11 protein-coding genes are annotated in these 12,965 nt (G+C 69.6%); 7 read left to right on the top strand and 4 right to left on the bottom strand.

The window, feature by feature from the left end; translation table 11 throughout:
• Positions 1–442 precede the first annotated feature (442 nt).
• From DL991_RS02955 to DL991_RS02930, 6 genes are all read left to right on the top strand, one after another.
• Entirely contained in the window at positions 443–3,406 is a 2,964-nt protein-coding gene (locus tag DL991_RS02955) for a LuxR family transcriptional regulator (protein ID WP_125780785.1), read from the top strand.
• A 171-nt stretch (positions 3,407–3,577) separates the two neighbouring features.
• Complete coding sequence (locus tag DL991_RS02950; RefSeq protein ID WP_125780657.1) at positions 3,578–4,429, top strand: ESX secretion-associated protein EspG; 852 nt, start codon at positions 3,578–3,580, stop codon at positions 4,427–4,429.
• Positions 4,430–4,459: 30 nt separating this feature from the next.
• Positions 4,460–4,867, top strand: a complete 408-nt coding sequence (locus DL991_RS02945) for a hypothetical protein (RefSeq protein WP_125780655.1) — start codon at positions 4,460–4,462, stop codon at positions 4,865–4,867.
• A 12-nt stretch (positions 4,868–4,879) separates the two neighbouring features.
• Positions 4,880–6,874, top strand: coding sequence for a hypothetical protein (locus DL991_RS02940; protein ID WP_125780652.1), 1,995 nt, complete (start codon positions 4,880–4,882; stop codon positions 6,872–6,874).
• Complete coding sequence (locus DL991_RS02935) at positions 6,871–7,200, top strand: type VII secretion target (protein WP_125780650.1); 330 nt, start codon at positions 6,871–6,873, stop codon at positions 7,198–7,200. The genes DL991_RS02940 and DL991_RS02935 overlap by 4 nt, the downstream gene beginning before the upstream one ends.
• Entirely contained in the window at positions 7,197–7,721 is a 525-nt protein-coding gene (locus DL991_RS02930) for a YbaB/EbfC family nucleoid-associated protein (RefSeq protein WP_125780648.1), read from the top strand. Before DL991_RS02935 ends, DL991_RS02930 begins: the two co-directional genes overlap by 4 nt.
• A 113-nt stretch (positions 7,722–7,834) precedes the next feature.
• On the opposite strand, the gene DL991_RS02925 is transcribed toward DL991_RS02930, so the two are convergent.
• From DL991_RS02925 to DL991_RS02915, 3 genes are all read right to left on the bottom strand, one after another.
• Positions 7,835–9,010 (bottom strand): diguanylate cyclase, encoded by a 1,176-nt coding sequence (locus DL991_RS02925; RefSeq protein ID WP_125780647.1) that lies wholly within the window; start codon positions 9,008–9,010, stop codon positions 7,835–7,837.
• A gap of 254 nt (positions 9,011–9,264) precedes the next feature.
• Positions 9,265–10,527: an MFS transporter gene (locus tag DL991_RS02920; RefSeq protein WP_125780645.1), complete on the bottom strand. Its 1,263-nt coding sequence runs from the start codon at positions 10,525–10,527 to the stop codon at positions 9,265–9,267.
• Positions 10,528–10,599: 72 nt separating this feature from the next.
• Positions 10,600–11,316, bottom strand: a complete 717-nt coding sequence (locus DL991_RS02915; RefSeq protein ID WP_125780643.1) for a hypothetical protein — start codon at positions 11,314–11,316, stop codon at positions 10,600–10,602.
• A gap of 70 nt (positions 11,317–11,386) precedes the next feature.
• Here DL991_RS02915 and DL991_RS02910 point away from each other — a divergent pair, with 70 nt between their 5' ends.
• The gene (locus DL991_RS02910) at positions 11,387–12,241 is read left to right on the top strand and encodes a LysR family transcriptional regulator (RefSeq protein WP_125780641.1); all 855 of its coding nucleotides are present in this window, start codon (positions 11,387–11,389) and stop codon (positions 12,239–12,241) included.
• On the opposite strand, the gene DL991_RS02905 is transcribed toward DL991_RS02910, so the two are convergent.
• Positions 12,229–12,885: a hypothetical protein gene (locus tag DL991_RS02905; RefSeq protein WP_370305411.1), complete on the bottom strand. Its 657-nt coding sequence runs from the start codon at positions 12,883–12,885 to the stop codon at positions 12,229–12,231. The two genes, DL991_RS02910 and DL991_RS02905, sit on opposite strands and share 13 nt — an antisense overlap.
• Between the last annotated feature and the right edge of the window lie 80 nt (positions 12,886–12,965).

Here is a 12,965-nt window from a genome sequence, read left to right as displayed (position 1 = left end):
GTTCGCCATGCGATAGCCCTCCCCCGTTGGGTGAGAGTTCTGGACTCCGGCGAAGGCCGCAATCCGGGTCGGCGCGGGATAGGTATACCCATTCTTCGGAACCCGAATCCCCTGCTCCACGGGCGGCCACCTAGAGCGGGCACCCGGACGGACACGTCCGTAAGTAGGGTTTCGAGCGAATACCTTGTGTAGTCGTCGCCACCCCCGGAACGTGGGATGACTCGCCGAATCGGGTTTCTCGCCGATGTTTCGGGTGCCTGGTGATTTTCCAACCGACGATCCGTCAGCCAACCGGTGACGGTGTGTCCGCGAATGGCCCCACAGGGTGCCCTTGGTGTCCGTGTTGGGTGGTTTACGACCAGGTAGGCAGTGCTTAGGCTCCGCAGGACAACGCACAAGATCGTGTCGGGCTCAGCGGGAACTCCCCACCGAGGAGCGCATGATGTGGCTTGCCACCCCTCGCCCGACCTCGGTTTCGGTCCGCGCCGGATCGACGGCACTCGTGGGCCGGGACGTCGAGGTCTCGGCGATAGTGAAGATCTTGCTGCGCCGTCCCGCCGCCGTGCTGATCGAAGGCGAACCCGGGATGGGCCGCAGCAGGCTGCTCGAAGAGCTGGCCGGACGCCGCGAGTTCACGTCCGGCCGGGTGCTTTCGGGCGCCTGCCAGCCGATGCGCGAGCCGTTCCCCTTCGGGCCGCTGCTCGAAGCGCTGCGTTCGGTCGGCGATCGGCCGCTCGGCCCGCTCAGCCCGGTCGCCGGGGTGCTGAGACCCTTGCTGCCCGAACTCGCGGAAAGTCTTCCTCCCCGGCCGGAACCACTCGCCGACCCCTGCGCCGAACGGCACCGCCAGTTCCGCGCGGTCCGGGAACTCCTGATCGCCTGCGGGCCCGCGCTCGTCCTGATCGACGACCTCCAGTGGGCCGATGAGGACACCCGTGACCTCATGCGGTTCCTCACCGCGGCCATGCCCGCCGAACTGGCCGTCGTCGCGGCGTACCGGACCGGTTCCCCCTCCGGACACGGTGCCGGCATCCCGTTCCGTACGAGGGCGAACGTCCAGACCGCCCGCGTGACGCTGGGCCCGCTCGACGTCGAGGCGGTCGGGAAACTGGCGGAAGAACTGCTGGACCTGCCCAGGGTTTCGGCGCCGTTCACCGCGAAACTCCACGAAAGCACCGCCGGGATCCCGTTCGTGGTCGAGGAGACCCTCCGGGCGCTGCGGGACGCCGCCGGACGGCTGCCGATCGGCGAGGTGCTCTCGGACCGATTGCTGGAAAGCCTCGAAGTCCCGATTTCCCTGCGCGAAGCCATCACCGAACGGCTCGACGCGCTCCCCGAACCCGCTGTCCGGCTGGCCTGCGCGGCGGCGGTGCTCGCCGTCCCGTCCGAACCGGCGGTGATCGGCGAACTCGCCTGCCTCGACGGCGACGGGCTCCGCTCGGCACTGCTGTCCACTTTGGATGGTGGCGTGCTCGGCGAACTCGGCGGCGACCGCTACGGCTTCCGGCATCCGTTGGCCCGCAAGGCCGTCTACGACACGATAAGCGGTCCGGAGCGGACGCTGCTGCACTCACGCGCGATCCAGGTGCTCGCCGGTCAGCCGGTCCCGCCGCTGACCCTGCTGGCGAACCACTCGCGCGCGGCGGGGCGGACCGAACAATGGCGCCACTACGCCGAAGCCGCCGCCGACGAGGCCATCGCCCGCGGTGACACGTCACGCGCGATCGACCTGCTCCAGTCCGTGCTGGCAGAGGCGAGCCTCGGCGAGGACGACATCGCCCGGCTGGCCACGAAACTCAGCCAGGTCGCGCTGCGCGGCTTCCGCCCGGACGTCATCGAGACACTGGAACGGATCCTCGAAGACCTCACCGACCTGCGGCCCAGCGTGCGCGGGACGATCCGGCTCAGCCTCGGGATGTTGCTCGTCCGCACGATCGGACGGCTCGGCCGGGGCCGGGTCGAGGTGGAGAAGGCGATCACCGAACTGGTCGACGAGCCGGAACTGGCCGCCCGCGGCATCAACCTGCTCGCCCAGCCGATCGACGGGCTGACCCCGTTGTCCTGGCACGAGGTCTGGATGAACCGCGCCCGCGAGGTCTTCGACCGGATCGAAGACCCGGAACTGCGGCTCGCGCTCCTCGGCGACCGGATCTCCACCCAGGCGCATATCGGTGACGGGTCGGCCTGGACCGAGTTCACCGAACTACCGGACCACGGCGGTGTGGTCGACGGGGTCGCCGAACGGGTCCAGCTGGCGCGGCTGTGGTGCAACCTCGCCGACGCGCAGTCCTGGGCCGGACATCTGGCCAGGGCGGAAAAGCTGGTCACGGAAGGGATCCGGCGCGCGACCGACGCCGGCGCGCTCTACGCCGCCGGGCTCGCGCAGGGCACCAGGGTCCGGCTCGACTGGGTGCGCGGCGACTGGTCCGGGCTCGCCGAGACCACCGAACAGCTCCGCGACACCTATCCCGACCTCGGCCCGATCGTCATGGAGTGCTCGCTCGTCCTCGGCGGGCTGGCCGCCGTCCGCGGGGAATTCGCCGCCGCGCAACGACATCTGACCGCGGCGAGTGTGCACGCCCCGGAACACGGGCCGATCCCCGTCGTCCTTTCGGCGGCCGGGGTCCTCATCCGCGTGCTCCTCGCGACGGACGACGTCGACGGCGCCTGCGCGGCGGCCGACAACGCCGTCACCGCGGCCCGGCGCAAGGGGGTCTGGGTGTGGGCGGCGGCGCTGGTGCCCGCCTCGGCCGAGGCCTACACGCGGGCCGGACGCTGGTCCGAGGCGGACGCCGTCGTCGAGGAGTTCGCCCGCGGCATCGACGGCAAGGACTCGCCGGTCTCCCGGGTCGCGCTGCTCGCGGGCCAGGCGATCCTGCTCGACGCGCGCGGCAAACATCCCGCCGCGGCAACGGTTTTCGACGAAGCGGCGACAGGCTACGAGGCGCTGCCGATGCCGTACCAGGCCATCTGCGCCCGGGAGCGGGCGGCGCTGTGTCGTCTCAACGCCGGCCGCCTCACCGCGGGCAGGCTCACCGCCGGTCAACCGACCGCGGGCGACCGCAAGGCGATCGAGGAGCTCACCGCGGCCGCGGAGGCCTACGAGCGGCTCGGCGCGACCAGGGACGCCGGCCGCTGCCGTCACCAGCTGCGGGAACACGGCGCGTGGGCACCCTCGCAGCGCGGGCGGCGTGGCTACGGCCAGGAACTCTCGCCCCGCGAACTCGAGGTCGCGCGCATGCTTTCCGACGGGCGCACGAACCGGGAAATAGCGGACGGTTTGTTCCTTTCGCCGCGTACTGTGGAACAGCACGTCGCCAAGGTGCTGCGGAAACTCGGCGCCCGTTCCCGGACGGATGTGGCCCGCCGGATGACGACCTACGCACCCGCGACGGCCGACCGCTGACTTCGGCCGTTATTCCTTTAGGGGCAAGAAAAGTGCCCGATCGGGCACTGTGATCCATTCCATCGGGTCCACCGGTGTTCGTATGGTTCCGTACAGTCATGCGCTGTGCTAGTTTGTTTTCGCCATTAACAAAGTCGGGGCCCGGCGCCCGTGAGGGAGTAGCGCAAAAGCATGGCTGAACGAGCCGATTTCGCGCTGGGGACGGTAGAGGCGACCGTGGTCGGACAGGCGCTCGGCGTCGATGTCCGCTTGTTTCCGTTGCGCGTCCGCAACACTTCGATCGACCCGGAGCGATACGCCGCCGTCATCCGGAAGGTCTACGCCGACCTCGAACAGCGCCGCCTGTCGATCAGCGGCGAGCTGAACCAGGCCATCCGCACCGCGTTCGCGCTGCTCTCGAACCACCGGATCACCGTCTCGGTCAACGGCATCGACGGCATCGGCCAGGACATCGCCGTCCTCACCCTCACCGACGGCAGGCAGGCGCTCGGCATCACCCAGGCCCACGGGGAAGACCTCCTGCAGTTCGCACTGTTCGCGGACGAAGAGCTGGTCGAGGTCCTCGCCGGGGTCCTGCCGCGGATGCGGCCCGCGTCGACCGGCCGCCGCACCCTCGTGCAGCAGGAAGAGCGCGCCGTCTCCGCGATGACCGCGCGCCGTCAGGCGGAGGCGGAATTCGACGAGGAGGAGACCGACGCGTTCGGCAACCTCCAGTTCACCGGCGTCGTCCGCGCCCGGCCGGAGTCGCCTTCCCCGCGCAACGACGAGAGCGACGTCGCCGTCCTGGAGCAGGTGCTGTCCGGAACCCGCCTCGGCGGCGGGCACATCATCGTGAGCGGGATCGGCCGCCGCGGCGAGCGGCTCCGCTCGACGCCGCTGAGCTGGCTCGACACCGAGGACGGCCGGTACCTGGTCTGGACGGAGACCGACGAAGCCTCCGGCGCCGTGATCGGTCACTACGACCCGGCGAGTCAGTCGGGCGTGGCGAACGCCATCCGCGCGGCCATCGCTGACATCTACTGACCCTCCTGAACCCGGCGAGAGGATCCTCCGTTGACCGAGGAAGCACAACAACTGCAGCCGATGATGGCGGTCCGGGCCAAGCTCGCGGGCACGGAGCTGAAGGCCCTGGCGAAGCAAGGCCGTTTCGCCGTCGACGAGAGCACCGGTGAAGAGATGATCCGATCACTCCAGGGAGTGATCGACAGTCTCGAAGAGCGCTGGAGCGCGCTGACCAAGCTGCGGAACACGCCGCCGATGAGCTCCACCGCGACCGCGCGCTGGGTGTCCGAGCACATGCATGGCACCGCGACGGACGCGCAAGGCCTGCTCACCCAGCTCGAAGCCGCCCGCGCCGAATTCCCGACCTACGTCGAGGCGATCGAACTCGCCAAGCGGAACTACCGGGAACGCGACGACGAGAACCAGCGCACCCTGACGCGGATCGACACCGAGATCTAAGAGGAGAGACCCGTGACCGAAGCCGCGGAGAAGACCACGAAGGTCTCCGACCCCCAGTCCGAGGACTACAACCCGGACGACCCGTTCTACGACATCACGGCCGACTCGTCGTCCCCGTACTACGTCGGGCCGCTGGCCGACAAGGCCGCCTCCGGTGACGAGATCCGGGCCGGGGCCACCGCCGGGACCGACATCCTGTTCAACATCCTCGGCTGGGGTGACACGGCGCTCAACGGCTTCAAAGACGTCTTCACGCAGAAGATGTACGAGGGGCAGCTGGACAAGGCGCGCGAGGGTCTCGACAAGAACCTGGACCTCCGCAAACCCGGCAGCCCGCCGTCCACGGTCTGGGCCAACGCCACCCACGAGCAGATGCAGTCCGCGATCGCGGACAACGCGGATCCGGCCGCGGTGGGCGAGACCTCCGAAGAGTGGGTCCGGGCGGGCAACGACCTGGCCACGCACCAGCGCAACCTGGCGAAAGCGATCAACGCGAGCACGGCCAACTGGGAGGGCGAAGGCGGCGACGCGGCCCGCGAGCACCTCGCCGGTGTCGGCAAGTGGCTCGGCGCGACCGCGAACGGCGCGACACTGGCCGGGCGGCAGCAGCAGATCCACTCGCAGACCCTCAACGAGACGCAGAAGCTGATGGCGGCGAACCCTCCGGTCGCGTTCAGCGTGCAGGAGGCCAACGCCAACCTGCAGACGATCACCGACCCGCACCTGTACATGGCGCAGCTCGGGAAGGACCTCTCGACCTTCAAGAAGCAGCAGGACGCGCGGGATCAGGCCGCGAAGGTGATGACCGACTTCGACGGCACGGTCGGTTCGGCGATCGCCACCCCGGCGTTCCCCGCCCCGCCGAAGCTGCCGACCATGCGGGCGGCCAAGCAGCTCCAGGGCAGCCCCGCGGGCGGTGGAGCGGGCTCGCCCGCCCAGACGCTTCGCGACCGGATGGCAGCCGAAGGCGCCGATGGCACCCCGTTCACCGCGAGTTCCGACGGGACCATCGCCGCTTCGGTGGACGGGACCACCCAGAGTGGACCCGGTGGACCCGGCAGTGTGTCGCCGTTCAACGCGCCGAACGGCGGATCCGGCGGCAGTGGTCCTGGCGGCAGTGGTCCCGGCGGCAGCGGTCCGGGCGGTGGCTTCCCCGGCGGCGGCGGTCCTGGTGGTGGCTTCCCCGGTGGTGGCGGTCCCGGTTCCAACCCGTCGATGCCCAACATCAACATCCCGAACGGGCCGACCGGCGGCGAGACCTACAAACCCGCGGCGTCGGCGGGCCCCAACCTCCCGAACCTGCCCAAGATCGACGACAGCACGCGCACCACGGGCTACACACCGCCGTCCGTCACGCCGCCGTCGTTCACCCCGCCGAACATCCCCATCCCTGAAAGCGGCGGCGGGCCCCGTCCCGGTGGCGGTCTCCCGTTCACCCCGCCGAACATCCCGATCCCGAACGGGCCCAACAGCGGCGGGCCGAAGCCGGTCATGCCGAACATCCCGCCGATCCCGCGGCCCGGTGGCATCGGCGAGCGGCTCGGCGGCCCCACGTTCCCGGACGGCAACTCGTACAAGGGCACGCCGTACAACCCGCCCAAGCTCGGCATGCCGAACATCCCGGGCGGTGGCACCAGCGGTCTCGGCGGCAGCACCAGCGGCTTCGGCGGCGGGACCGGTGCGGGCGGCGCGGGTGCCGGTGGCGGCGGCCTCGGCGGTGCCGGAAGGGCGACGGGTTCGCTCGGTATGGGCGGCGCCGTCGGCGCGGGTGCGATGGACGCCGACGGGGCCGCGGCCCGCGCGGGGAGTTCCGGCGGCAAGCCGGGTACGCCCGGCGGTATGCCGATGGGTGGCATGGCACCCGCGGCTGGCAAGGGACAGGGCCAGGACGACAAGGAGCACAAGGTCGCCGACTACGTCGAATCCGACGACCCGTCCTTCTTCGCCGCCGACGAGATCGTGGCCCCGCCGGTGATCGGCGACTGGAAGAACAAGGACTGGAAGTGACGGCTTCGTTCGAGGTCGACCCGGACGACCTGACCGCGCACGCGAGCCATCTCGAAGGGCTCGTGGACCGGCTGAACACCGCGCACGGCGCGACCGGTTCGGCGATGTCGTCGGACGCGTACGGCCTGCTGTGCGCGTTCCTGCCGCCGATCGTCAACCCGGCAGGCGAACGCGCGGCGGAGACGATCAAGGCTGCGGCGGAAGGCATCCAGTCGACCGCGGACAACGTCCGCACCGCCGCGAAGTCCTATGTAGACGGTGACAGGACCAACGCGGAACCGTTCAAGGCGGACTTCAAGGCCTTGGACATCGGAGGGAAGAAGTGACCGGAGGGAACGAGCTCGGCGAGCTCATGCTGGACCCCGACGAGGCCCAGCGCAAAATGGACCGTTGGGCGGCGGGGCTGGAAGAAAAGGCCCAGCGCTACGCGGCCGCACAGGAGCGCACGGAGCAGCTGCGGCTGACCGCGGCCAGCTCCGACGGCGCCGTCAAGATCACCGTCGGCGCGGACGGTGGCGTGACGGAAATCGAATTCGGGAACAAGGCGAGGACGTACCCGCTGGAGGAACTGTCGCGGCAGATCCTGCAGACGATGCACCAGGCGCAGGCCGGCATCGCGGGCCAGGTCGCCGAGGTCATGCAGGAATCGCTCGGCGACGAGGACCAGGAGACCAGGGCGCTGATGATCGGCACCCTGCGCAGCCGCTTCCCCGAGATCGAAGAGGAAGAGCCTCCCGCGCCGCCCACTCCTGCCGCGTCGTCGGCCGCCGACGCTCCGCCTCCGCCGCAGGCGCCTCGCGATAAACGCCACGAAGCACCGGAAGACGAAGAAAACTCACCCTGGTAGAACTCCGCTCACGCGTGTCTCCAGCCGTATCACGCGTGATTGGGGGCGTAAGACACGTGATTGGGGGCGTATCACGTGAGTTACGCCTCCAATCACGCGAGTTCGGCGTTGCGTCAGGCGGCGGCGAGCGAGACGACGCGGTTCCGGCCGCTGTTCTTCGCCTGATAGAGCGCGGAGTCGGCGACGTGCAGCAGCCGCTCCAGCACGGTCCCGCCCGCCGGGTAGACCGCGACGCCGATCGACACCGAAAGGCCCCGCACGACCCGCGGCCCCGAAGCGGTCGCGACCTCGACCTCGATTGCCATCACCGCCTGCCGGACCCGCTCGGCCACGGGGATCACCTCGGTCTCCGTCGCGCCAGGAAGCAGTACGACGAACTCTTCGCCGCCGAAGCGCCCGACGGAGTCGTAGTCGCGCACGTGCTCGGAGATCGTCTCCGCGACGACCTTGAGCACGACATCGCCCGCGAGGTGCCCGTAGACGTCGTTGACCTGCTTGAAGTGGTCGAGGTCGAGCATCAGCACCCCGAGCTTGCTCTTCGCCCTTGCCGCCGACGAAAGCTCCCGTTCGCTGAGCAGATGCCACGCGTGCGCGTTCAGCACGCCGGTCTTGCCGTCGATGTTCGCCGCGATCTCCAGTTGCCGCACCAGCACACTGCGGTGCAGCACCAGCACGGGCAGCAGGATGAACGGGACGAGCGCGGGCGCGTGCACGATGCCCAGCGCGGTCGAGGTCCCGAGCACCAGGGTGGTGACCTCCAGCAGGTTGTCGTCGCCCGAGCCGAACAGCGAACGCGGCGACCGGCCCCCGGTGTGCAGATACACCGAAAGCGCCACGACGAACGCGTTGGCCACGGTGAACACGGCCGCCGCCTCGACGATCTTCAGCGAACCGGCGAACCCGACGGGCAGACCGTTCCAGCCGGAGACGATGGCGCCCGAAGCCAGGCAGGACAGCACGATCGCCGCCGCGCAGTACACGACGCGGTAGGCGGGGCGGTGGCTCATCCCCCGCCAAACCCGGAGCCAAAGGTGCAGGTAGATGAGCAGGCCGAGGGCGAGCGCGAGCCCGGACGGCAGGACGAGCACCCCCGCGAACGTCCACACCGAAGTCATGTTGATATGCGGCCGGTCACAAAGCGTGCGCCGCAACCGTTCCACCGAACGCGAAAGCTCGGCCTGCAGGAAAGCAAGGCCGAGCAGTGATCCAAATCGGACGAATTCCGTAGTCTCGTAGTTCGATCGGAGCAGGGCGACTACGGCGACTGCCGCCGCAAGTCCTTCCACCACAAGAAAAACCGCCGGCACCCCCCGCGGTCCGGACCATAAGTCCCAGTTTCGGACCCAGGTTCTCAGACGCGTACCGGCCCCTTCTCCGACGAGTTCCGCATCCCCCATAATCATCGTCACCGGTCCCCCTTCCGTACGCGATTCAATGTATCCGAGGTAGTACTGAGGGTGGCTCGAGTCAATTCCGGAACACACAGATGGAGCAGTGGGAGGGAGGACCATCATGAACGGTCGCGAGGACTGATCCCACCGATTCAGCCGGTTCGGCTCCCTGCCGGGAGCCATACATCGGGCCCGGTGGCGATGGTGCGTTTCCACGCCATCGCCATCGGGCCCGCCGAGGCGACGGCGACCGTCGCGGCCACCCCGACGGCCACGAACGGGCCGGTCAGCTGGGCGAGACCGCCCGCGAGCATGATCCCGATTCCTTGTACGGTCACCAAACTCGTCGAGGTCAGGCCCATCACCTGCGCCCGGACACCGTCCGGCACCGCACGCGCCATCAGCGCCACGGCCTGCAGGTGGTACGGCGCCGCGAACGCGCCGCTGAGCCCGATCAACGCGAGACAGACCGGCAGTGACGGATGAAAGAAGACAAAGACCAAGGGAACGACGGATGCGATGGCGAGAATGCCGACCATTCGCGTTTTCCGTCGCGCCGGAACCCATTTCGTGAAGATCCACGATCCTATTACCGAACCCACCGGATCCGCCGCGAGAATAAGACCGACCGCGAAATTCCCCGCCCCGAGCCCGACGGCGAGCGGCGCCGCGAGCCCTTCCGGCGCGATGGCGAATCCGGCGAGCATCTTCAGCCCGAAGAGCACCCGGATTCCCTTGCCCTGCCACAGTTCTCTGACGCCTTCACCACTGAAAGCCCGCGCTACCCGGCTTTTCACCGAAGATTCCGTGGCGGCGGGCCCCCGGCGACGGACCCCTGTGGACACGAGCAGCGCCGAGACCACAAAGGTCGCCGCGTCGATCACCAGTCCCCAGTGGGGCGTCACGAGCCCGATCACCAGTCCGCCACCGCCGAATCCGGCCAGCTGTGCCGTTTGGATGGTGATCGTGCGGACCGCGAGCCCGGCGACGTACCGCTCGCCTTCGAGGACGTCCGGGAGCAACGCGAGCTGTGCCGCCCGGAACGGGCCACCCGCCATCGTCAGGATCACCAGCAGCCCGGCCAGCACCGGCAACGGCGTCCCCGGGACCGCCATCAGCGCCGCGATCGCGGCCCGCAGCAGGTCGCAGACGATCATCACCGTCCGCCGCGAATACCGGTCGGCCAGTCCGGCGAACAGGGTGCCGCCGATCAGCGTCGGCAGGTACGTCAGCCCGTAGGTGAGCCCGGTCAGCCCCGCCGACGCCGTTCTTTCCCACACCAGTACCGACAACGCGACCCTGGCCAGCTGGTCACCGGCCTGCGAAAACGCCTCGGCCGCCCACAACGCACGGAACTCGCCGACCGCGAAAGCGGCCTTGAACGGTGTGCTCCGAGTGGAATCCCCCTTTTCCATGAGCCCCTCCCCTTGGCTCACGGTAGTCGATCACTTTCGCTGTGTCAGCAGCCATCCGGCGCACGACCCCCGTCAGCGTCCACTATGGACAGACCGATTCACGTGCTCCACGGCGGCACTGGCGAAGGCGTGAACGAGCGGATGGGGACGGGTGCCGTCGCCGGCGAGTTCCGGTTGGAACAGGGTCGCCAGGAAGAACGGGGGCTCCGACAGTTCCGCGATCCGCGCGTCGCCCTCGCCGTCGAATCCACTGAAGACGAGCCCGTTCGCCGCCAAGGTGTCCCGATGCCGGGCGTCGAGGCCGTACGAACAGTGGTACCGCTCAACGGAACGATCCGCGCCGAGGATCCGCGCGGCCAGCGTTCCGGGCGTGACGTGGACGGCGCTCTCGTGCCCGACGAGCGAACACGCCAGCGGGACGATCAACCGCTCGGCCGACTCCGGCGCGTTCTCCCCGTGCCCGATTCCGCCGAGGCCGCAGACGTTCCGTGCGAATTCCAGCAGCGCGTGCTGGAAACCGGCGCAGGTGCCGAGGAACGGGATGCCGTTCTCGCGAGCGGCGCGCACGGTGTCCACCGCGCCGGCTTCGGATCGATAGGGACTGCCGGGCACCAGCCAGACGGCGTCGAAACCGGTGACGTCGCCGACGGCGTCGGTCGGGATCCAGTAGGCGTCGAGTTCGAGGCCGTCACGTTCGGCGAGACGGTCGAAGAGCATCGGGATCCGGACGTGGGAGCGGACGCCGTCCGAACGGTCGCCGACCAGGGCGACCCGCGCTGTCTGTGTCATGCGGCCATCCTGACCCGGGGGCCGAGTTCAGCGCCAACGATGATCCTTGCTGAAGTCATAAGCGATACTGATGACCATGGAGACCCATCTGCTCCGCACCTTCGTGGCGGTGGCCCGCGGCGGCTCGTTCTCCCGGGCCGCACGCGAACTCGGTTACACGCAGTCCGCGATCTCCCAGCACATCGCCACGCTCGAACACGACCTCGGCACCACGTTGCTGACCCGGCGGCCCGTCGCCCCGACGCGGGCCGGGGAACGTCTGCTCGAACACGCCGGCCCGCTGCTGACCCGGCTCGACGCCGCCCGCGCGGACCTCGCCCGGCTCACCGCGGCCCCCACCGGCCGGGTCGTGCTCGGACTGACGCCGCTTTCACTCACCGCCGAAGTCGCCGCCGCCGCACAGCGCGGCACCGAATTGCGCGTGCTGCGCCGTGAAGACGTCCTGATGGAGGTCGCGACGGGCTCGCTCGACCTCGGTCTCATCGACGGTATGACCGCGCCGAGTGATCCGCTCCCGCTGCCGGACTTCGGCCCGCTCACCACCACCGTCGTCGGCGAACGCCCGCTCGCGGTCGCGGTGCCCGCCGGCCATCCGCTGACCGGACGGACCGCCAGGCTGGCCGAACTCGCCGGCGCGCACTGGATCGACGCGCCGGACACCGCGATTCCCTTGGAACGGTTGAGAAAGTCCGCTTCGACCGACGGATTCCGCGGTCGGCTGCGGTACACCGGGACCGACGTCCACGGCCTGCTTCGCCTGGTCTCGGCCGGTCAAGGGCTGGCGCTGCTCCCTGCCGACGTCATCACCGGCGTGGGCGTGCTTTCCCTGTCCTCGCCGCGCGTGGTCCACCGCACCGAACTCGTGCACGGCGACCCCGGCGAGGGCTCCGCGCTGGCCGCCGCGCTGACGGGTCAGCGGCCGTAACTCATCATTCCCTGCGCCATCTGCATCGCCAGCGAACTCGCCACGGCGGGGTCCATCATGCTCCGGAGGTCCTCCGTGGCCTTGTCGCGCGCTCCGAGGTCCGAACGCGGCTGCTCCGGCGGCTTGGTCTCGGCGGGCGGCAGGGCCACGACGCGTTCCCTGACGGGCTTCTTCTTCGTCGCGGGCGCCTGCTGCTTCACGGTGACCGGGACGTAGACGGTCACCGGGGCCGCCTGCGGCGCGGGCTGCGCGACGGGCGGCTGCTGGGTCACCACGGCGGGCAGCGGCGACCCTGGCAAGGCGGTGTCCTCCACCGGCTCGAGGGTGAACGTGCCGGCGAACCAGCCGATCGCGAGCAGCGCCACCCCCGCTCCGCCTGCCAGCCAGGACCGGGCGCGACGGTGGATGACGACGGCCTTGGGCCGGAGATCCTTGTCCACGACCGGTTCGCAGACCGGGGGCCGCAACGGCATCGGCTTGGGCTCCGGCTCGTTTTCGGGGCTGCGCCGCCTCTTCGGCAGGCTCGCCGCGATGATCCCCGTCCGGTCCAGTAGTTCGACGGTCTCGACAGGCGCGGAGAAAGCGTCGGTCGACGGACGGCGCTGGGCGGCGCGCGGCATGGGGACCTCCGGAAGGGGAATCACGAACTTGAGCATTGTGGTGCATTTCCGACGCCGCCGTAAGTAACGCACCCCGATCGAGTTATGCCGAGCCGTCCGGACCA

It is taken from the genome of Amycolatopsis sp. WAC 01375 (assembly GCF_003947325.1).
In the GTDB taxonomy this organism is placed as follows: Bacteria; Actinomycetota; Actinomycetes; order Mycobacteriales; family Pseudonocardiaceae; genus Amycolatopsis.
Note: the sequence above shows the minus strand (reverse complement) of the source record. Positions and strands in the feature narration are given on the sequence as shown.

What these genes read in the sequence shown, in the direction of transcription:
- DL991_RS02955 (WP_125780785.1), top strand. Translation starts at nt 443, where the DNA reads ATGTGGCTTGCCACCCCTCGCCCGACCTCGGTTTCGGTCCGCGCCGGA.
- DL991_RS02950 (WP_125780657.1), top strand. Translation starts at nt 3,578, where the DNA reads ATGGCTGAACGAGCCGATTTCGCGCTGGGGACGGTAGAGGCGACCGTG.
- DL991_RS02920 (WP_125780645.1), bottom strand. Translation starts at nt 10,527, where the DNA reads ATGGAAAAGGGGGATTCCACTCGGAGCACACCGTTCAAGGCCGCTTTC.
- DL991_RS02915 (WP_125780643.1), bottom strand. Translation starts at nt 11,316, where the DNA reads ATGACACAGACAGCGCGGGTCGCCCTGGTCGGCGACCGTTCGGACGGC.
- DL991_RS02910 (WP_125780641.1), top strand. Translation starts at nt 11,387, where the DNA reads ATGACCATGGAGACCCATCTGCTCCGCACCTTCGTGGCGGTGGCCCGC.